We start from the raw sequence: 19,953 nt of genomic DNA on the forward strand, positions 1-19,953 counted from the left end.
CTGCTCCTGGGGGGCCTGGGGCGGGAAGGTCGTCGGAGGGAAGTCTGTGGTGTCCGTGGTGTGCACGGCCAGCGTGCGGTCCGGGTTCAGGGTCACGACGATGTGGCGGCGCCAGCCGCTGTCGTCACGCTCGGGGCGGTCCTCGCGCCAGTGGCAGCCCCGCGTCTCCTCGCGCAGCAGGGCGGCGGCGACCAGGACACGGGCGACGCACAGGAGGTTGGTGGCCTCCCAGGTGTCGACGCCGGCCTCGGCCGTCTTGCCGTTCTCGGCGAGGGCCTCCCGGGCGTCGGTGTGCAGGCGCTGGAGCTGGTCGGCGGCCTTGGTGAGGGAGCCCGCCGAGCGCAGGACGCCCGCCCCGGCCGTCATGATCCGCTGGATCGTGAAGCGGGCCTCGGGGGTCTGCAGAGGGTGCTCGGGGGTCTCCGGGTGCGGGACCGGCTGGGGCACACGCGCGTGCAGGCCGTTCGCCGCGATGTCGGCCGCGATCCGCTCGGCGTAGACGAGGCCTTCGAGCAGGGAGTTGGACGCCAGGCGGTTGGCGCCGTGCACGCCGGTGCAGGCGACCTCGCCGCACGCGTACAGGCCGGGGACGGTCGTACGGCCGTGGGAGTCGGTGCGGACGCCGCCGGAGGCGTAGTGGGCGGCCGGGGCGACCGGGATGGGGCTGGTGACCGGGTCGATGCCATGGGCGCGGCAGGCGGCGAGGATCGTCGGGAAGCGGTGCTCCCACATCTCGGCGCCGAAGTGCCGGGCGTCGAGGTACATGTGCTCGGCGTCCTGCTCCTGCATGCGGCGCGTGATGCCCTTGGCGACGATGTCGCGGGGGGCCAGTTCGGCCAGTTCGTGCTGTCCGGCCATGAAGCGCACGCCGCCGGCGTCGATCAGGTGGGCGCCCTCGCCGCGCACGGCCTCGGAGACCAGGGGCTGCTGCCCCTCCGCGTCCGGGCCCAGGAACAGCACGGTCGGGTGGAACTGGACGAACTCCAGGTCGCTGACCTCCGCCCCCGCCCGCAGCGCGAGCGCCACGCCGTCGCCCGTCGACACCGACGGGTTGGTGGTGGCGGAGAAGACCTGGCCCATGCCGCCGGTCGCGAGGACCACCGCGGGGGCGTGGACGGCCCCCACGCCGTCGTGCTGGCCCTCCCCCATGACGTGCAGGGTCACACCGGCGGTACGGCCCTCGGCGTCCGTGAGGAGGTCCAGCACGAGCGCGTTCTCGACGGTGCGCATACCCCGCGCGCGGACGGCGTCGACCAGGGCGCGGGAGATCTCGGCGCCGGTGGCGTCGCCGCCGGCGTGGGCGATGCGGCGGCGGTGGTGGCCGCCCTCGCGGGTCAGTTCCAGCTCGCCCTCGGAGGACGCGTCGAACCGGGCGCCGGTCTCGATGAGGCGGCGTACGGCGTCGGGGCCCTCGGTGACGAGGAGGCGGACCGCTTCCTCGTCGCACACGCCCGCGCCCGCGACCAGGGTGTCGTCGAGGTGCTGCTCGGGGGTGTCGCCCTCGCCGAGGGCCGCGGCGATGCCGCCCTGCGCCCAGCGGGTGGAGCCGTCGTCGAGACGGGCCTTGGTGACGACGACCGTCCGCAGGCCGGCGGCCTCGCAGCGCAGGGCCGCGGTCAGGCCGGCGACGCCGGAGCCGACGACGACCACGTCCGCGGCGATGGACCACCCGGGGGCGGGCGCGTGCAGTCGTATGCCTGTCGTGGTCACGAGGCGGCTCCGAAGCTTCCGAAGGTGAGGGGGACATTGTCGATCAGCCGGGTCGCCCCGACCCGGGCGGCGACGGCGAGGACCGCGTCGCCCGTGAAGTCGTCCCCGATCTCCGTGAAGTCGGACGGGTCGACCAGGGCGAGGTAGTCCAGCGCGAGCGGCGGGTCGAGGCGCGCGGCCTCGTCGAGGACCTGGCGGGCGGCCGCGCGGACGGCCGCCGGGCCGCCCGGGGCGGCCGTCGCCACGGCGTGCGTGTCGGCCGCCGCGCGGGACTCCCCTATGGCGCTGAGCGCCTCGGCACGCGCGCGCGTGGCGGGCACTTCGCGGGCCCGGGCACGCAGCGCCTCCTGCGCGGCGTGCCGGTCCTGGCCCGCGAACAGGGCCCCGGACAGGGCGAGGGCGGTGCGCCGCTCAGCGGCCGACAGGTAGCGGTTGCGGCTGGACAGGGCCAGGCCGTCCTCCTCGCGGACGGTGGGCACGCCGACGATGTCCACGCCGAAGTTCAGGTCCCGCACCATGCGGCGGATCAGCGCGAGCTGCTGGGCGTCCTTCTGGCCGTACAGCGCGATGTCGGGGCGGGTGAGGTGCAGCAGCTTGGCGACGACGGTGAGCATGCCGTCGAAGTGGCCGGGACGGGAGGAGCCCTCCAGGCGCTCGCCCATGGGGCCGGCGGTGATGCGGACCTCGGGCTCGCCGCCGGGGTAGACCTCGTCCACGGAGGGTGCGAACACGACGTCCGCGCCCGACTGTCCGGCGAGCGCGATGTCGGCGTCCAGGGTGCGCGGGTAGCGGTCGAGGTCCTCGCCCTGGCCGAACTGGAGCGGGTTGACGAAGACGGTGACGACGACCTCGCCGTCCGGCCCGGCGATGCCGCGCGCGGTGCGGATCAGGGTGGCGTGGCCCTCGTGCAGCGCACCCATGGTCATCACCACGGCACGGCGGCCCGCAAGCGCGTGCGCGTGCAGTTCCCCGGCGGTGCGCAGCAGGGTGGTGGTCATCGGGCGTCCCCTCCGGTGCTGTCGGTGCCGCCGGTGCCGCCGCCGGTCCCGCCGGTCCCGTCGGCGAGTACCCCGAGGAGGTCCTCGGCGAGCTCCGGCTTCAGCAGGCCGTGGGCCAGGGCCCGGTCGGCGGTCGCGCGGGCCATCGCCAGGTAGCCGGCAACCGTCTGCGGGGCGTGCCGGCGCAGCTCGGTGACGTGTGCGGCGACCGTGCCCGCGTCCCCGCGCGCGACCGGGCCGGTGAGGGCCGCGTCGCCGGAGCGCAGGGCGTTGTCCAGGGCCGCGCCGAGCAGCGGGCCGAGCATCCGGTCGGGGGCCGAGACGCCGGCGGCGCTCAGCAGCTCCATGGACTGGGCGACCAGCGTGACCAGGTGGTTGGCGCCCAGGGCGAGAGCCGCGTGGTAGAGCGGCCGGTTCTCCTCGGCGATCCACTCCGGCTCGCCGCCCATCTCGATGACCAGGGCCTCGGCGGCCAGGCGCAGTTCCTCGGGCGCGGTGACGCCGAAGGAGCAGCCGGCCAGGCGCTGGACGTCCACGGGCGTGCCCGTGAAGGTCATCGCGGGGTGCAGGGCGAGCGGCAGGGCGCCCGCGCGCAGGGCGGGGTCGAGGACCCTCGCGCCGTAGCGCCCGGAGGTATGGACGAGGAGCTGCCCCGGCCGTACGGACCCGGTGTCCGCGAGGCCGGTCACCAGGCCGGGCAGGGCGTCGTCGGGAACGGTCAGCAGCACCAGGTCGGCCCGCTGGAGGACCTCGGCGGGCGGCATCACCGGCACGTCGGGCAGCAGTTGCCCGGCGCGGCGCCGGGACGCGTCCGAGACGGCGGAGACGGCGACCGGGCGGTGCCCGGCGAGTTGCAGGGCCGCCGCCAGCGCCGGACCCACGCGGCCGGCGCCGACGACGCCGACGGTGAGCCGCGCGGGGCGGTCCTGGGGATCTGGCTGTGGGGTTGTGTTCACTCGACGGCGGCCTTCCCGTTCCAGTCCGCTCCGGGTACCGGACGATTTCTCGTCATGTTAACGCGATCGGTTCGAGGGGCGTTCGGTCGTCCACAGGCTGTGCATGCCCGTGCGGCATCCCCGGTACGGCGAAAGGAAATGCCGATGCCGGGCTCCCCGCGCGCGGGAGAGGATCCGGGGCATGACCGATACGGCGGAACGCGACGATCAGGTGACGGACGAGGACCGGGGGCCGCGGCTGCGCGAGCGGCGGCTGGCCGCCCATCGCACGGCCCGGCGGGTGTTCGCGCGCTTCGGCTTCCACCAGACCCTCCGGGAGCGTCTGGCGGTGCTGGAGGAGGCGGAGGGCGTCCACGACCTGGACCAGTTGTCCGACCTGTACGGCGACGGTGTCGTCGAGGCGCTGGAGACGAAGGTCGCCGGGCTGCTCGGCACCGAGGCCGCCGCGTTCTTCCCGACGGGCACGATGGCCCAGCAGGTGGCCCTGCGCTGCTGGGCGGGCCGCACCGGGAACCCGGCCGTCGCCCTGCACGCGCTCAGCCATCCCGAGGTGCACGAGCGGAACGCGTTCAGCGAGGTCGGGGGCCTGCGTCCGCTGCGGCTGACGAGCGAGCCACGGCTTCCGACCGCCGCCGAGGTACGCGACTTCGAGGAGCCCTTCGGGACGCTGATGCTGGAACTGCCCCTCAGGGACGCCGGTTTCGTGCTGCCCGGCTGGGAGGAGCTCACCGACGTCGTTCAGGCCGCGCGGGACCGGGACGCGGTGGTGCACTTCGACGGGGCCCGCCTCTGGGAGTCCACCGTCCACTTCGGGCGGCCCCTGGAGGAGATCGCGGGCCTGGCCGACAGCGTCTACGTGTCGTTCTACAAGTCCCTTGAGGCGTTCGGCGGCGCGGCGCTCGCGGGGCCCAGGGAGCTCGTCGAGGAGGCGAGGGCCTGGCGGCACCGGTACGGCGGCATGGTCTTCCAGCAGTTCCCCACGGCCCTGTCGGCGCTGGTCGGGCTGGAGCGGCAGCTGCCCCGGCTGCCGGAGTACGTGGGTCACGCGCGCGTGGTGGCCGCCGCCCTGCGCGAGGGCTTCGCGGCGGCCGGGGTGCCGTGGGCGCGCGTGCACCCGGAGGTGCCGCACACCCACGACTTCCAGGTGTGGCTGCCGTACGAGCCGGACGTCCTCGGGGAGGCGGCGGTGCGGACGGCCGAGGAGACGGGGGTCGTGCTGTTCGGCAGCGCCTGGGACCGGGGCGGGCCCGGGCTGGCGCTGACGGAGGTGCACGTGCGGGCCGCCGGGCTGGAGTGGACCGCCGAGGACGTGAAGGCGGCGGTGGCGGAGTTCGTGGCCCGGCTGCCGGAACAGGTCAGGTAGGGCGCCGCCGCCACCGGTCCAGGGCGGCCCCGAACCGGTGGCGGACCGGGCGGCCCGCGAGGACCGCGCGGAACCGCCGGTCGCCACGCCGCTGCGGTGCGACCCGCCGGTCGTGCGTGCCCGGCGCGGGCGGGACGGGCTCACCGAGGGAGCGGGCGCGGTAGGCGTCGAGGAGGTACTGCTGCGTGATGCTCATGGTCAATCGCCTCTGCGGGACGGGGTGATGGAGGTCCGAAGGCTCCGCGGCTGCGCCGGAGCTCCCACCGTGCGTCCGCGCCGCACCCGGCGTCGCGTCGATTGACGAGGCCCGTCAATCGTCGGGGGCGTTGTCAGTGGCCGGGTGCACCATGAGGGCATGAGCGTGCACGTCGACATCAGGGGGCTGCGGCCGGAGGAGGTGGCCGTCGTGCCCTCGCCCCTGGCCGAGCTGGGCATGGCGCTGCACGCGCTGTCCGAACCGGCGCACCACCCGGGCCTGCAGGGCTGGGTGACGGGCGTGACGGCCCGGCTCGACCCGCATCTGGCCGACCGCATGTGCGAGGCGGACTTCCTGTGGCGGACGACGTTCTCGGACCTGTTCCTGCCCTGGGCCGGTCTGCCCGACCGGCACACGCTGCCGGGCGCCACCCTCGCCGAGGAGCTGGACCAGCTCGACAAGCTGTCCGACGAGCAGTTCGTGGACGCGGCACTGGAGTTCACCTGTGCCGTCGGCTACGACGCGTGCGGGCCGACGGTGCTGTCCGACGAGGAGACGCGCCGCCGCGCGCTGGACCTGGCCGCCGCGCGCGGACCGCTGCAACTGCGCTTCGGCGAGCGGCTGCTGGCCGACCCGCCCAGGATCCGGGCCTGGCTGCGGCAGTTCCTCCGGGACTGCGACGAGGCGTTCTTCGCGGAGGCCTGGTCCCGGCTGCGCCACCAGCTCGCGGCGGACGCCCGGCACAAGACGGACCTGCTGCGTCGCAAGGGCCTGGCCGAGGCGCTGGCCGCGGTGTCCCCGGCGATCACGCTCGACGAGACCGCCGCCCGGATCTCGGTCGACAAACTGGGCGACGGCCGCACGGCCACGGGCGACGGCGGCCTGCTGCTGGTCCCCACCAGCCTCGGCTGGCCGCATCTGATGGTCCTGCACCGGTACGGCTGGCAGCCGGTGCTGCACTACCCGGTCGGCTCCCCGGAGCCGACCGCACCGCAGACGCTCGAACAGCTGGCCATGCGGATGACCGCGCTGTCCCATCCGGTCCGGATGCGCATGTGCCGCCATCTGGCCCGCAGCGCGCACACCACCAGCGAGCTGGCGCAGGTGCACGGCATGACGGCCCCGGAGATATCCCGGCATCTGGCCGTGCTGAAGAAGGCGGGGCTGATCACCACCCGCCGCCGCGGTCGCTACGTCCTGCACCAGCTGGACGTGACGGTGGTGGCCCGGCTCGGCAGCGAGTTCCTGGAAGGGATCCTCAGGTAGTCGGCGGGCAGCCGGCCCGCGGGTCAGCCGTGCCCGCCGGCCCGCACCAGCCCCGTCTCGTAGGCCAAGACCACGACCTGCACCCGGTCCCGGAGCCCGAGCTTGGTCAGGATGCGGCCCACGTGCGTCTTCACCGTCGCCTCCGACAGCACCAGCCGCGCCGCGATCTCGCCGTTGGACAGCCCCTGCGCGACCAGCATCATGACCTCGCGCTCCCGCTCGGTGAGGCGTTCCAGCTCCTTGTGCTGGGGCTGCTTGGCGCCGGGCAGCATCGGGGCGAAGCGGTCCAGGAGGCGCCGGGTGGTGGAGGGCGCCACGACCGCGTCACCGCTGTGCACGGCCCTGATCGCGGTCAGCAGCTCAGCCGGCGGCACGTCCTTGAGCATGAAGCCGGAGGCGCCCGCCTTCAGCCCGGAGAAGGCGTACTCGTCGAGGTCGAAGGTGGTCAGGATGAGCACCTTCGGCGGGTCGGTGTCCGCACAGATCCGGCGGGTCGTCTCCACCCCGTCGAGCTTCGGCATGCGGACGTCCATCAGCACCACGTCGACCTCGGCCGTCCGCAGCTCCTGGAGGGCCTCGACGCCGTCGCCCGCCTCCGCCACGACCTCCATGTCCGGCTGGGCGGCGAGCACCATCCGGAACCCGGTGCGCAGCAGCACCTGGTCGTCGACGAGCATCACGCGGATCGTCATCGGGCCTCTTTCCATCGGGATCGTTACAGGTGTCAGTGAGGGGCGTGTGCCGGGATCAGTGCGCGGGTTTGAGCGGCAGCAGGGCACTGATGCGGAATCCTCCGCCCGGGCGCGGACCCGCGTCCAGGGTGCCGCCGACCATACCGACCCGCTCGCGCATGCCGATCAGACCGTGGCCCTGGCCGTCGAACCCGCCCTCCTCGTACAGCTCGTGCGGGGCGCCCTTGCCGTCGTCCTCGACGAGCAGGCCGAGGCCGTCGTCGAAGTAGACCAGGCGGACGCTCGCGCCCACGTTGGGTCCGCCGTGCTTGCGGGTGTTGGTGAGCGCCTCCTGCACGATGCGGTAGGCGGTGAGCTCGACGCCACTGGGCAGCGGGCGGGGCGTGCCCTCGACCTTGAAGTCGACGGGCAGTCCGGAGCCGCGGCACTGCTCGACGAGGTCCTCGATCTGCTGCACGTCGGGCTGCGGCACGTACTCGCCGGCCTCCTGGTGTTCGCCGGTGCGCAGCACGCCGAGCAGGCGGCGCATCTCGGCGAGGGCCTGGCGGCCGGTGGAGGAGATGGTCTCCAGGGCCTTCTTCGCCTGGTCGGGCGCCGCGTCGAGGACGTAGGCGGCGCCGTCGGCCTGGACCACCATCACCGAGACGTTGTGCGCGACGACGTCGTGCAGCTCGCGTGCGATCCGGGCGCGTTCGGCGGCGACGGCGACCTTGGACTGCGCCTCGCGCTCCTTCTCCAGGCGGGCGGCCCGTTCCTCCAGCTGCGCGAAGTAGGCGCGCCGGGTGCGGATGGAGTCGCCGAGCACCCAGGCGAGGGCGAAGGGGACGGTCTGCAGGACCGCCAGGGCGATGTCACCCGCGACACCGGTCTGTTCGTTCGACCAGCGCAGCTGTGCCAGGGGGGCGGCACACAGGCCGGCGACCAGCGCGAAGCGGGAGGCCCAGCGGGCACCTTCCGCCGCGACCGTGTAGACGATCACCAGCATGGCGAAGTCCGCGGGCAGGATCGCGACGTCGGTGATCAGCTGCGCCACACCGACCGCGGCCGCCAGCACCAGCATCTTCTCCGGCATCCGGCGGCGCAGCGCGACCACGAGGCTCAGCAGCAGCGTGACCGGGATGACGGCGGCCCACGGGCCGATCCGCTCTCCCGCCGCCCCGCCCAGCATCGAAATCCCGAGGAGGACCACGGCCCAGAAGCCGTCGACCCACATCGGGTGCCTGCGGAGGAAGTCATAGAGGCGCTGCACGTAACCCAGCGTAGGGAAGGGGGATAGGTGCAGGGGTCAACCGGAGGACCGATCCGCACCGGGCGCGTGTACTCCGCAAGGTGGAGTTGCGTTCGTTGTGTCCGCATAGCCTGGCCCCGTGACGGCAGGGACGAGGCAAGAGTGGCCGGAGTGGCGCGGGTGGCGTGCGGCGGCGCAGGACGCCCTGTACGCGCCGGGGGGCTTCTACCGGCGCGCGGAGGGACCGGCCGGGCATTTCCGGACGTCCGTGCACGCGTCGCCGCTCTTCGCCGGGGCCGTGGCGCGGCTGCTGTGCCGGGTCGACGAGGCGCTCGGACGCCCGGCGGCCCTGGACTTCGTCGACATGGCGGCCGGGCGGGGCGAGCTGACGGGCGGGGTGCTCGCCGCGCTGCCCGCCGGCGTGGCGGCCCGCACGCGCGCGTACGCCGTCGACATCGCCGAACGGCCGGTCGGCCTCGATCACCGGATCGAGTGGCTGGCCGAGCCCCCGCAGGGGACGACCGGGCTGCTGTTCGCCAACGAATGGCTGGACAACGTGCCCCTGGAGGTCGCTGAGGTGGACGCCGCGGGCGCCGCGCGGCTCGTGCTGGTCCGGGAGGACGGGAGCGAGCGGCTCGGGGAGCCGGTGGACGGGGCGCAGGCGCGGTGGCTGCAGCGGTGGTGGCCGCTGCCCGGCGAGGAGGGGCTGCGGGCCGAGATCGGCCTGCCCCGGGACGAGGCGTGGGCCGCGGCTGTCGCGACGCTCGGGCGGGGGCTCGCCGTGGCCGTGGACTACGCGCACACGGCGGACGCCCGGCCCCCGTACGGGACGCTGACCGGCTTCAGCGAGGGCCGCGAGACCACACCGGTGCCCGACGGCTCCTGCGACATCACCGCGCACGTCGCCCTGGACGCGTGCGCGCTGCCCGGAGGACGCGTGCTCCCCCAGCGTGAGGCGCTGCGCACCCTGGGCGTGACCGGCGCGCGCCCCCCGCTCACGCTGGCCTCCACCGACCCCGCCGCATACGTACGCGCCCTCGCGAGCGCCGGAGAGGCCGCCGAGCTCACCGCGGCGGCCGGGCTGGGCGGCTTCGGCTGGCTGGTCCAGCCGCTCGGGATCCCGGACCCGTTCCAGGGATGAGCCCTACTTGTCGACGTCCCCGACCACGAAGAACATCGACCCCAGGATCGCCACCATGTCCGCGACCAGCGTCCCCGGCAGCAGCTCCGTCAGCACCTGGATGTTGTTGTACGACGCCGAACGCAGCTTCAGCCGGTACGGGGTCTTCTCGCCCTTGCTGACGAGGTAGTAGCCGTTGATGCCGAGGGGGTTCTCGGTCCACGCGTACGTGTGGCCCTCGGGGGCCTTCAGAACCTTCGGGAGCCGCTGGTTGACCGGCCCGGGCGGCAGCTCGGCGAGCCGGTCGAGGCAGGCGTCGGCCAGGTCCAGCGCGTTGTGCGTCTGCTCCAGGAGGCACTCGAAGCGGGCCAGGCAGTCGCCCTCCTGCCGGGTGACCACCTTCAGCGTGTCCTGGAGGTCGCCGTAGGCGAGGTAGGGCTCGTCCCGGCGCAGGTCGAAGTCGACGCCGGAGCCGCGGCCGATCGGCCCGCTGACCCCGTACGCGTGCACGGCCTCCGGGGTGAGGACACCGACGTTCCTGGTGCGGCCGCGGAAGATCTCGTTGCCGAGCACCAGGTCGTCGAAGCGGTCCATGCGGGAGCGCACGTCGGCGACGGCGGTCCGCGCGCGCGTGGTCCACCCGGCCGGCAGGTCCTCCTTGAGGCCGCCCACGCGGTTGAACATGTAGTGCATCCGCCCGCCGGAGATCTCCTCCATGACGTGCTGGAGCTCCTCGCGCTCCCGGAACGCGTAGAAGATCGGAGTGATCCCGCCCAGTTCCAGCGGGTACGAGCCGAGGAACATCAGGTGGTTGAGCACCCGGTTCAGCTCGGCGAGCAGCGTGCGCAGCCACACCGCGCGTTCGGGGACCTCCATGCCGAGCATCCGCTCCACCGCCAGGACCACGCCCAGCTCGTTGGAGAACGCCGACAGCCAGTCGTGGCGGTTGGCGAGCATGATGATCTGGCGGTAGTCGCGCGCCTCGAACAGTTTCTCCGCGCCGCGGTGCATGTAGCCGATCACCGGCTCCGCGTGCCTGATGCGCTCGCCGTCCAGGACGAGCTTCAGCCGCAGCACACCATGGGTGGAGGGGTGTTGCGGCCCGATGTTGAGCACCATGTCGGTGCTCTCCGCGGCGCCGCCGATTCCGACCATGGTCTCCGTCGTAGGAGTCATGGACACAGTCTCTCCTACGTACGCTGGCCCCATGGATACGGGGAGTCCGCAGGACACGGGACCGGACGCGTCGCAGAGCACGATCGAGGCCGCCGGGGGCGAGCCGGTGTGGATCGCGCTGCCGCCCGGCCTGCTGAAGATGCGCCGGCTGCTGCTGGTGGTGTGGCTCGGGCTGATCACCCTGGCCGCCGGGCTGGTGCCGGGGCTGCTGGCCGGGCCCGCCTGGGCCGCCTTCGCGCTGCCGCCGCTGGCGCTGCTGGTCTGGGGCTGGGTGATGCTGGAGCGCAACTGGCGTTCCTGGCGGTACACCGAGCGCGCCGACGACCTGCTGATCAGCCGTGGTGTGCTGTGGCGCGAGGAGACGGTCGTGCCGTACGGGCGGATGCAGCTGGTCGAGGTCACCTCCGGGCCCGTCGAGCGGCACTTCGGGCTGGCCAGCGTGCAGCTGCACACGGCCGCCGCGTGGACCGACGCGACCATCCCCGGCCTGGACCCGGCCGAGGCGGAGCGGCTGCGCGACCGGCTCACCGAGCTGGGCGAAGCCCGGTCGGCGGGGCTGTGACGGCGCCCGGGGGCGCCGAGGCCTCGAAGGCCACGGCCGAGACCGCCGAGACCGCCGCCGAGGTCACCGAGGCCGCCGCCGGGGTCACCGAGGCCGCCTCCGAGGCCGCCGCCGGGGTCACCGAGGCCGCCGAGGCCGCCGCCGAGGTCACCGAAGCCTCCGAGACCGCCGAGACCGCCGAGACCGCCGAGGCCGCCGAGGCTTCCGAGGTCGCCAAGACCGCCACCGACACCGCCACCGAGGTCACCGAGACCGCCTCCGAGACCGCCGAGACCGCCACCGAGGTGACCGAGCGGCGGCTGCACCCCGTCACCCCGCTGCGCCGCGCCTGGGCGCCGGTCGCCGTGCTCATCGGCTGGGCCGTGCACGACCCCGACGGAGCGCAGCGCCATCTGACCCGGCTGACGACGACCACACTGCTGATCGGCCTCGCCGTGCTCGTCCCGGCCGCCGCCCTCTACGGCTTCTGCTCCTGGTGGTTCACGCACTTCGCGGTGACCGAGAGCGAACTGCGCATCCGTACCGGGCTCGTCTTCCGGCGCGTGGCGCACATCCGCCTGGAGCGGATCCAGGCGGTCGACGTCACCCAGCCGCTGCTGGCCCGGGTCGCGGGCGTCGCCAAGCTGAAACTCGACGTCATAGGCACCGACAAGAAGGACGAACTGGCCTTCCTCGGCGCCGACGAGGCGCGGACGCTGCGGGCCGAACTGCTCGCCCGGGCGGCCGGTTTCGCACCCGAGACCGCCCACGAGGTGGGTGAGGCCCCCTCCCGGCAACTGCTGCGGGTGCCGCCCGGCGTTCTCGCCCTGTCGCTGGTGCTGACGGCCGCGACCTGGGCGTCGCTGGCCGCGGCGCTCGTCGTCCCGCCGGTGCTGTGGCTCGTCACCCACAGCCTGTGGACGGTCCTCGCGGTCGCCCTGCCGCTGCTGGGCGCGGCGGGCGCGAGCAGCGTCGGACGGTTCGTCGCCGAGTACGACTGGACGCTGGCCGAATCGCCCGACGGGCTGCGCATCGACCACGGGCTGCTGGACCGGTCCCACGAGACGGTGCCGCCGGGACGTGTCCAGACCGTGCGGATCGTCGAACCGCTGCTGTGGCGGCGGCGCGGCTGGGTCCGCGTGGAACTGGACGTGGCGGGCTCGTCCAACTCCGTGCTGGTGCCGGTCGCTCCGCGCGAGATCGCCGAGGACGTCGTCGCGCGCGTGCTGCCAGGGGTGAGCGTGCCGGGACCGGCGGCCCTGTCACCGGCGCCGCGCAGTGCCCGCTGGTGCGTGCCGTTGTGGTGGCGCGGATACGGACTCGCCGTCACGGACGCGGTGTTCGCGTCCCGGTCCGGGCTGCTGCGGCGGAGCCTGGCGCTGGTGCCACACGCCAAGGTGCAGAGCGTGCGGTTGACTCAAGGGCCGTGGGAGCGGGCCCGGGGCCTCGCCGACGTGTGTGTGGACACGGGCGCGAACAAGACCGTACGAGCCCGGCTGCGGGACGCGGCCGAGGCACGCGAACTGCTGGCGGCGCAGGCGGAGCGGTCCCGCACGGGGCGCCGGGACGCGCGGCCGGACCGCTGGATGGCATGACCGCCCCGACGCCGGGCCCTGTTCGTCGGAGCGAGTGTCAGGACACCGCGCTGCGCAGCCCCTGCACGTCGATCTGCTCCGTCTCGTCGTGCGCCGTCAGGTCGATGACCTGGCCGATACCGCGCGACTCCTCGTCGGCCGGCTTGTAGCGGGCCTCGGTCTCGGCCTTGTGCAGGGCGAGCGCCTCCTGGCCGACGACATCGGCGAGGTCCTCGTTCTGCACGGCCTCCAGGGCCGCCCGCGAGGTGCCCGCCTTGGTGCCGAAGAAGTCGAACCCGCCCCCGGCCTGCGGACGGCGCACCGGCGACTGCGGCGGGACGGCCACGGCGGTCGGCACGGCGTAGTGCCCGGAGCGCCGGCCCGCGGGCTGCTCGGCCCGCGCGGGCTCCGGCAGCCGGCCGGTCCCGTCGCCCGGCACGGAGGTACCGTCGTCCGGCACGGCGGTCTCAGCGGTCGTGCGCTCGTGCCCGTCATCCGCGTCGGACTGCGCCGGTGCCTCGTCCTTCGGCGCCTGCTCCCGCTGCTCCGCCCGCTCTTGCTCCGGCTGCTCCTGCTCGGGCTCCTGCTCTTGCGCGGGTTCCGCGTCCTCGCCCTTCGGTACGCCGTCCCCGTCGCCGCCGCCGTCCGGGTCCGGGACCGGCACCGTCTCGCCGTCGAACCGGGCGAGTGCGGCCGCGGCCCGCAGGAACAGCCGGGAACCCTCGGGCGAGAACACGGCGGGAACCGCAGCCTCCTCCTCCACGGCGACGGCTGCCGGGGCCTCGTCCGCAGCCGTCGCGGTGTCCCCCCTGTCCCCCCTGTCCGACGTCCCCGCCGGCAGCGCGGCCCGTACCGGAGCCGTCGCCTCTATCTCGAGCATCCGGCGGTCTTCGAGGACGCTCGCGCGTTCCGTCTCCGCCGTGGCGTACCGGCGCAGCAGCGCGGCGTGCTCGTTGCGCAGGCCGGCCAGTTCCGTGCGCTTGGCGCGCAACCGCTGCTCCAGCTTCGCGCGCAGCTCACGCGACTCCTCCAGGTCGGCCTCCAGTTCGGCGACCCGCTCCTCGAAGCGCCACTCGTCGCTCGCACGCGCGCGCGTGAGATCGGCGACGCGCTTGCCCGCCTGGGTGTCCCAACGGCGCAGCACGACCGCGCCGATGACCGCCGTGGCCGCGGCGGCCGCGGCCAGACCGCGGAGCGCCATCGGCTCCGTGAACAGCCAGGGCCCCAACGCGCAGACGAGGGAGACGCCTGCGATCGCCGACGGGGGGAGCATCCTGTGCAGGGGCGGGGAATGGCGGTGACGTCCACGTGGCATGGCCAGAAACTTACCGCGCGTAGGCGAATCATGGTGACCCACCCCGCAAAAACAAAACCACACCGAAACGTTCACACGGCATCAGAACTCGGGGAGAACCGGAATCGGCCGCTCGCCCAATTCCCAAGATCATTTCAACGCGGGGCCAGCCGCCCGCTCATCCACTCCAACGCCGCCGGAATCTCCCGCCGCCATGTGTTGAAGTTGTGCCCGCCGCTTTCCAGCACGATCGACGAGATCCCCGTCCGCCCGGTGTCCTTCACCCGCTCTATGAACCTCAGCGTGTCCCGGTAGTTGGTCTCGCCCCGCTTACTGCTGCTGACCAGCAGCGACGTGTCGGGAGCCGGCATGTGCGCGAGGTACCACCACAGGTCGGCGCGATTGCGCAGCGCCTTGTCGCCCTGGAAGAGATCGCCTGTCGTGGCGTCGACCGGCGCCTTGTAGTACGCCGACAAGCCCGCCCCGGCGGCGTACACACCCGGATGGTGCAGAGCCATCTTCAACGCGCAGTAGCCGCCCGTGGAGTTGCCGATGATGCCCAGACCGCTCGCCTTTCGGGCCACCCTGTAGTGCGAGCGCAACGCGTCGGGGAGGTCCTTCGCGAAGAACGACTCGGTCTGCGGACCGCCCGGGATGTCGACGCACTCCGTGTCCCGGGGCGGCGCCACGGTGGGCCGCAGCATCACGAGGATCATCGGCTCCGCCCGGCCCGCCCGGGCCAGTTCCAGAGCGGTACGCGGATATTGCAGCTTCTCCACCAGCGCGGACGCCGTACCCGGATAGCCGGTCAGCACGACGGCCGCCGGGAATTCGTGGGTGCGGTACCGCGGCTGGAAGTACTCCGGCGGCAGATAGACGTACGCGGGCGTGGCGATCCGCGTCGTACGGCCCACGATGTCGACCTGCTGGACCCGGCCGCCGGCCCGGGGCAGCGCGGCGCCCGCCCCCGGCACCCGGCGCGAGCCGACCACCTCCAGCGCACCGCCGCCCGGGGTGTGGTCGACGACCACGCCCTGGTCCTTCTCCTGCCCGAACAGGTCCGCCCAGCCGGCGTAGAAGCCGAAGGCCTGGTTGGCGGCGAGGCCCACCGCGGCGAACAGCGCCAGCTGGGTGCCCAGGAGCAGGCCGATACGCCCGGCCACCGCACGCCGACTGCGCCGGGCCAGCCGTGGCCACAGCCAGACCGTGCCGGCGAACAGCAGCACGGCCGACAGCACCGCCAGCACCAGCACCTTGTTGCTCGTCAGACCCATGGGTTGATTACCTGTCCGCACTCTCTGTCCGGCCGGCCCGCGATCATTCCTTCGCGCGGACTTGCCCCGGACTTTCCTTGGCCTTTGAAACGGCTTTGACGCGGGGAGTGAACCTCTTCCCCCGAGACACCGTCCTAGAGGGCGCAATGTCGCCGGATGCCCGAATCGGCACCGGATCCAAGGTCTCTCGCAGAACTACGGGATGCGATGTCTGTCAGGACAGATGAGGAAATGTCGGGCGAGGTTCCGCGTCGCGACAGCGGCACGGCCCGTCCGGGCCGGGTGAGCCGGATACCGCGCGGGCCACGCCCCGAGGCCGTCCCCGTCCTCGTCGGCAGAGCCTGCGCCCTGGTGGGCGTCCTGGACATCGCCGCGGGCGTCTTCCCCCGCTTCCGGCACAGCCGGATGCACGCCATCGCCGAGGTCCTGCCCGGCGCGCTCGGCCCGTTCGCGGCCGCCCTGTCCCTCAGCACCGGCGTGCTGTTGCTGCTGCTCGCCCACGGCCTCAAGCGCGGCAAGCGCCGGGCCTGGCGAGCGGCGGTGGCCCTCCTGCCCGCCGGTGCCGTCGCGCAGTTCACCTACCGGCACTCGCTGCTGGGCGTGCTGATCTCCCTGGCGCTGCTGGCGCCCCTGCTGCGCCACCGGGACCAGTTCAACGCCCTGCCCGACCCGCGCAGCCGCTGGCGGGCGCTGGCCAACTTCGTCCTCATGAGCGCCGGTTCGCTCCTGCTCGGACTGCTCGTCGTCAGCGTCCACGGCGAGCGCATCGTCGGCGACCCCAGCCTCGCCGACCGCATCACCCACGTCATCTACGGCCTGTTCGGCTTCGAGGGCCCGGTCGCCTACCAGGGCAACACCTCCTGGACCGTCGCCGTCTCCCTCGGCGCCCTCGGCCTGCTCACCGCCGTCACCACCATCTACCTGGCCTTCCGCCCCGAACACCCCGCCGCACGGCTCACCGAGGAGGACGAGGCCCGGCTGCGCGTCCTGCTGGAGAAGCACGGGCGCCGCGACTCCCTCGGCCACTTCGCCCTGCGCCGCGACAAGGCCGTCGTCTTCTCCCCCAGCGGCAAAGCCGCGGTGACCTACCGCGTGGTCTCCGGCGTGATGCTCGCCAGCGGCGACCCGATCGGCGACGTCGAGGCCTGGCCCGGCGCCATCGAACGGTTCATGGACGAGGCCAGGGCCCACTCCTGGACCCCCGCTGTCATGGGCTGCTCCGAGACGGGCGGCGAGGTGTGGACCCGCGAGACCGGGCTCGACGCCCTCGAACTGGGCGACGAGGCGGTGGTGGACGTCGCGGATTTCTCCCTCGCCGGCCGCGCGATGCGCAACGTGCGCCAGATGGTCAAGCGCATCGAGCGCGCCGGTTACGAAACCCGGGTACGACGTGTCCGTGACCTCGGCGAAGCCGAACTGGAGCGCATCCGGCAGGCCGCCGACGACTGGCGCGGCACCGACACCGAACGCGGCTTCTCCATGGCCCTGGGCCGCGTCGGCGACCCCGCCGACGGCGACTGCCTCATCGCCACCGCCCACAAGCAGGACGACCACCCCGGCCCCTACGGCGACCTGAAGGCGATCCTGCACTTCGTGCCCTGGGGCACCGACGGCGTCTCCCTGGACCTGATGCGCCGCGACCGCTCGGCCGACCCCGGCATGAACGAACTGCTCATCGTCGCCGCCCTCCAGGCAGCCCCCAAGCTGGGCATCGCACGCGTCTCCCTCAACTTCGCCATGTTCCGCGCGGCCCTCGCACGCGGCGAGAAGATCGGCGCCGGCCCGGTTCTGCGCGCCTGGCGCGGACTGCTGGTCTTCCTCTCCCGCTGGTTCCAGATCGAGTCCCTGTACAGGTTCAACGCCAAGTTCCGGCCGCGCTGGGAGCCGCGCTTCGTCGTCTACCGCGCCTCCGCCGACCTGCCCCGGATCGGTTTCGCCGCCATGCAGGCCGAGGGCTTCGTCACCCTCGCCCTGCCCCTGCCGCGCGTCCTGCGCCGGCGACGCCGGGCCGTCCACCGCCCGTGCGCCCACGGCACCGCGGAACGGGGTGTCCGGGCGGCGTAGTCCGGCACCCCGGACGGGGCCGCCGCCCGGGCCGCAGCGCCTGACGGCCCCCGCCGGGGCCTACGCTGAACATATGAGCAACCAGAGCGGACGCGGGCGCGTGGCGGGCCTACCGGAACGGGACCGCTGCGCGGTCATGGGAGTCGTGAACGTCACCCCCGACTCCTTCTCCGACGGCGGCCGCTTCTTCGACACCACGGCCGCCGTCAAGCGGGGCCTGGACCTGGTCACCGAGGGCGCCGACCTGGTCGACGTCGGCGGCGAGTCCACCCGCCCCGGAGCCACCCGGGTCGACGAGGCCGAGGAGCTGCGCCGCGTCGTCCCCGTCGTGCGCGGGCTGGCCTCCGAGGGCGTCACGGTCTCCGTCGACACCATGCGCGCGTCCGTCGCGGAACGGGCCCTCGCGGCCGGTGCCGCCCTCGTCAACGACGTCAGCGGCGGTCTCGCCGACCCCCGCATGATCCCGGCCGTCGCCGACGCCGGAGCCCCATTCGTCGTCATGCACTGGCGCGGCTTCCTCCAGGGCGGCAACGTCAGGGGCGAGTACACCGACGTCGTCACCGAAGTCGTCGACGAACTCCACGCGCGCGTGGAGGCCGTCCTGGCCGGAGGCATCGCCCCCGACCGCGTCATCGTCGACCCCGGCCTCGGCTTCTCCAAGGACGCCGAGCACGACCTCGCCCTCCTCGCGGGCCTCGACCGGGTCCTCGCCCTCGGCCACCCCCTGCTCGTCGCCGCGTCCCGCAAACGCTTCCTCGGCCGGGTCCTCGCCGGCCCCGACGGCCCGCCGCCACCGGCACGCGAACGCGACGCGGCCACCGCCGCCGTCTCCGCGCTCGCGGCGCACGCCGGCGCATGGGCGGTCCGCGTGCACGAGGTCCGGGCCACGGCCGACGCGGTCCGCGTCGCCCGCGCCATCGCGGGGGCGCGCACCCGCACAGAGGGAGCCCGGTGAGCGCCCCGCACACCGACGTCGAGCAGGTCGAGGCCGCCAACACCGCCTTCTACGAGGCACTGGAGCAGGGCGACTTCGAGGAACTGGCGTCGCTCTGGCTGACCCCTGCCGACCTGGGCGTCGATGAGAGCTACCACGACCCGGCCGACACCGGCGTGGTCTCCTGCGTGCACCCCGGCTGGCCCGTGCTCACCGGCCGCGGCGAGGTCCTCCGGTCGTACGCGCTGATCATGGCGAACACCGACTACATCCAGTTCTTCCTCACCGACGTGCACGTCTCGGTCACCGGCGACACCGCCCTGGTGAACTGCACCGAGAACATCCTCAGCGGCGGCCCCGCTCCCGAGGGCGCCGGCGAGGAGCTCGGCCCGCTCGTCGGGCAGCTCGTGGTCGCCACCAACGTGTTCCGGCGCACGCCCCTGGGGTGGAAACTCTGGTCGCACCACGCTTCCCCCGTCCTGGCCGAAACCGACGAGGACGAGCAGGACGACACCCCCGCCTGAGTGGGTAGGCGGCATGAAGTGGTTGGAATCACGGACGCCCGGGTAGGGGCGGCTACCAACCTGTGCACCGAAGGGTTTCCCAGGGGAAACGCCGGATGAATCCTGCTGGGCCCGGCCGAAGCTCCCACCCCGTGACCCGGGCCCGGCCGTGCTCGCAGGTAGATTCGACCGAGGCCGGTCTGCCGACCGCACACGGCACCGCCCGGCCCTGACCGACGATTGCAGGAGTGATTCGCGTGGATCGTGTCGCGCTGCGCGGCCTGAAGGCCCGCGGGCACCACGGCGTGTTCCCCCGGGAACGCGAAGAGGGCCAGACCTTCATCGTGGACCTCGTCCTCGGCCTGGACACCCGACCGGCCGCGGCCGACGACGACCTGGCGAAGACCGTGCACTACGGCATCGTGGCGGAGGAGGTCGTGGCCGTCGTCCAGGGCGAGCCCGTCGACCTCATCGAGACGCTCGCCGAGCGCATCGCCCAGGCCTGTCTGCAGCACGAGGGAGTGCAGGAGGTCGAGGTCTGCGTCCACAAACCGGACGCCCCGATCACCGTCCCCTTCGACGACGTGACCGTCACCATCACCCGGAGCCGAGCATGACCGCGCCCTTCATCAAGGGTCCGACCGACCCGACCGTACAGCCGGTACCCGCCTCCGTCGTCGAGAAGGTCGACGCCGCCGACACCACCCTGTCCAACCCCAAACGGGCCGTGGTCGCCCTCGGCTCCAACCTCGGCAACCGCCTGGAGACCCTCCAGGGGGCCATCGACGCCCTGGAGGACACGCCAGGCGTGCGCATCAAGGGCGTCTCCCCCGTCTACGAGACCGAGCCCTGGGGTGTGGACCCGGGCAGCCAGCCCGCCTACTTCAACGCCGTCGTGGTCCTCAAGACCACCCTCCCGCCCTCCTCGCTCCTGGAGCGCGCGCACGCGGTCGAGGAGGCCTTCCACCGCGTCCGGGACGAGCACTGGGGTCCGCGCACCCTCGACGTCGACATCGTCTCCTACGCCGACGTCGTCTCCGACGACCCGCAGCTCACCCTCCCCC

Annotated in this window: 19 protein-coding genes; 10 read left to right on the top strand and 9 right to left on the bottom strand. The window is 73.5% G+C overall.

The genetic code is table 11. The annotated features are described in order from the left end of the window. The 3 genes from C1J00_RS18160 to C1J00_RS18170 all read right to left on the bottom strand — a co-directional run. Nucleotides 1–1,710, bottom strand: a 1,710-nt coding sequence (locus tag C1J00_RS18160) for an L-aspartate oxidase (protein WP_102910124.1), incomplete at its 3' end; no start/stop codon positions are given. Next, the gene (gene panC / locus C1J00_RS18165) at nucleotides 1,707–2,708 is read right to left on the bottom strand and encodes a pantoate--beta-alanine ligase (RefSeq protein WP_102910125.1); all 1,002 of its coding nucleotides are present in this window, start codon (nucleotides 2,706–2,708) and stop codon (nucleotides 1,707–1,709) included. The genes panC and C1J00_RS18160, both read right to left, overlap by 4 nt. Next, nucleotides 2,705–3,664 (bottom strand): Rossmann-like and DUF2520 domain-containing protein, encoded by a 960-nt coding sequence (locus C1J00_RS18170; RefSeq protein WP_102910126.1) that lies wholly within the window; start codon nucleotides 3,662–3,664, stop codon nucleotides 2,705–2,707. Before C1J00_RS18170 ends, panC begins: the two co-directional genes overlap by 4 nt. Before the next feature lie 181 nt (nucleotides 3,665–3,845). Here C1J00_RS18170 and C1J00_RS18175 point away from each other — a divergent pair, with 181 nt between their 5' ends. Then, nucleotides 3,846–5,027, top strand: coding sequence for a threonine aldolase family protein (locus tag C1J00_RS18175; RefSeq protein WP_102910127.1), 1,182 nt, complete (start codon nucleotides 3,846–3,848; stop codon nucleotides 5,025–5,027). Here the strand turns inward: C1J00_RS18175 and C1J00_RS18180 are convergent. Then, on the bottom strand, nucleotides 5,020–5,223 hold the full coding sequence (locus tag C1J00_RS18180; RefSeq protein ID WP_102910128.1) for a hypothetical protein: 204 nt from the start codon (nucleotides 5,221–5,223) through the stop codon (nucleotides 5,020–5,022). The two genes, C1J00_RS18175 and C1J00_RS18180, sit on opposite strands and share 8 nt — an antisense overlap. Before the next feature lie 159 nt (nucleotides 5,224–5,382). Between C1J00_RS18180 and C1J00_RS18185 the strand changes: the two genes are divergently transcribed. After that, nucleotides 5,383–6,489: a DUF5937 family protein gene (locus tag C1J00_RS18185; RefSeq protein WP_102910129.1), complete on the top strand. Its 1,107-nt coding sequence runs from the start codon at nucleotides 5,383–5,385 to the stop codon at nucleotides 6,487–6,489. Between the two features lie 23 nt (nucleotides 6,490–6,512). Here C1J00_RS18185 and C1J00_RS18190 read toward each other — a convergent pair whose 3' ends face one another. Together C1J00_RS18190 and C1J00_RS18195 are read right to left on the bottom strand one after the other, a co-directional pair. Then, nucleotides 6,513–7,181 carry a response regulator gene (locus tag C1J00_RS18190; RefSeq protein WP_102910130.1) on the bottom strand — a complete coding sequence of 223 codons (669 nt, stop codon included), beginning with the start codon at nucleotides 7,179–7,181 and terminating at the stop codon, nucleotides 6,513–6,515. Between the two features lie 55 nt (nucleotides 7,182–7,236). Then, nucleotides 7,237–8,430, bottom strand: coding sequence for a sensor histidine kinase (locus C1J00_RS18195; RefSeq protein WP_102910131.1), 1,194 nt, complete (start codon nucleotides 8,428–8,430; stop codon nucleotides 7,237–7,239). A 118-nt stretch (nucleotides 8,431–8,548) separates the two neighbouring features. On the opposite strand from C1J00_RS18195, the gene C1J00_RS18200 reads away from it, so the two are divergent. Beyond that, the gene (locus C1J00_RS18200; protein ID WP_102910132.1) at nucleotides 8,549–9,550 is read left to right on the top strand and encodes an SAM-dependent methyltransferase; all 1,002 of its coding nucleotides are present in this window, start codon (nucleotides 8,549–8,551) and stop codon (nucleotides 9,548–9,550) included. Nucleotides 9,551–9,553: 3 nt separating this feature from the next. On the opposite strand, the gene C1J00_RS18205 is transcribed toward C1J00_RS18200, so the two are convergent. After that, entirely contained in the window at nucleotides 9,554–10,705 is a 1,152-nt protein-coding gene (locus C1J00_RS18205; protein ID WP_102910133.1) for an NADH-quinone oxidoreductase subunit D, read from the bottom strand. Between the two features lie 31 nt (nucleotides 10,706–10,736). On the opposite strand from C1J00_RS18205, the gene C1J00_RS18210 reads away from it, so the two are divergent. Both C1J00_RS18210 and C1J00_RS18220 read left to right on the top strand, forming a co-directional pair. Further along, complete coding sequence (locus C1J00_RS18210) at nucleotides 10,737–11,267, top strand: PH domain-containing protein (protein ID WP_102910134.1); 531 nt, start codon at nucleotides 10,737–10,739, stop codon at nucleotides 11,265–11,267. Nucleotides 11,268–11,551: 284 nt separating this feature from the next. Beyond that, a complete protein-coding gene (locus tag C1J00_RS18220) occupies nucleotides 11,552–12,841 on the top strand; it encodes a PH domain-containing protein (protein WP_102910142.1) in 1,290 nt (429 codons plus the stop codon). A 37-nt stretch (nucleotides 12,842–12,878) separates the two neighbouring features. Here the strand turns inward: C1J00_RS18220 and C1J00_RS18225 are convergent, their stop codons facing one another. Next, nucleotides 12,879–14,093, bottom strand: coding sequence for a coiled-coil domain-containing protein (locus tag C1J00_RS18225; protein ID WP_245936388.1), 1,215 nt, complete (start codon nucleotides 14,091–14,093; stop codon nucleotides 12,879–12,881). A 176-nt stretch (nucleotides 14,094–14,269) separates the two neighbouring features. Next, nucleotides 14,270–15,388 (bottom strand): alpha/beta hydrolase, encoded by a 1,119-nt coding sequence (locus C1J00_RS18230; RefSeq protein ID WP_102910136.1) that lies wholly within the window; start codon nucleotides 15,386–15,388, stop codon nucleotides 14,270–14,272. A 231-nt stretch (nucleotides 15,389–15,619) separates the two neighbouring features. Here C1J00_RS18230 and C1J00_RS18235 point away from each other — a divergent pair, with 231 nt between their 5' ends. From C1J00_RS18235 to folK, 5 genes are all read left to right on the top strand, one after another. Continuing rightward, nucleotides 15,620–17,452, top strand: a complete 1,833-nt coding sequence (locus tag C1J00_RS18235) for a phosphatidylglycerol lysyltransferase domain-containing protein (RefSeq protein WP_102910137.1) — start codon at nucleotides 15,620–15,622, stop codon at nucleotides 17,450–17,452. A gap of 73 nt (nucleotides 17,453–17,525) precedes the next feature. Next, on the top strand, nucleotides 17,526–18,407 hold the full coding sequence (gene folP, locus C1J00_RS18240; RefSeq protein WP_102910138.1) for a dihydropteroate synthase: 882 nt from the start codon (nucleotides 17,526–17,528) through the stop codon (nucleotides 18,405–18,407). After that, nucleotides 18,404–18,910, top strand: a complete 507-nt coding sequence (locus C1J00_RS18245; RefSeq protein WP_102910139.1) for a nuclear transport factor 2 family protein — start codon at nucleotides 18,404–18,406, stop codon at nucleotides 18,908–18,910. Before folP ends, C1J00_RS18245 begins: the two co-directional genes overlap by 4 nt. 236 nt (nucleotides 18,911–19,146) lie before the next feature. Next, nucleotides 19,147–19,506 carry a dihydroneopterin aldolase gene (gene folB / locus C1J00_RS18250; protein WP_102910140.1) on the top strand — a complete coding sequence of 120 codons (360 nt, stop codon included), beginning with the start codon at nucleotides 19,147–19,149 and terminating at the stop codon, nucleotides 19,504–19,506. Further along, nucleotides 19,503–19,953, top strand: a 451-nt coding sequence (gene folK, locus C1J00_RS18255; RefSeq protein ID WP_102910141.1) for a 2-amino-4-hydroxy-6-hydroxymethyldihydropteridine diphosphokinase, incomplete at its 3' end; no start/stop codon positions are given. The genes folB and folK, both read left to right, overlap by 4 nt.

It is taken from the genome of Streptomyces cahuitamycinicus (genome assembly GCF_002891435.1).
In the GTDB taxonomy this organism is placed as follows: Bacteria; Actinomycetota; Actinomycetes; order Streptomycetales; family Streptomycetaceae; genus Streptomyces; species Streptomyces cahuitamycinicus.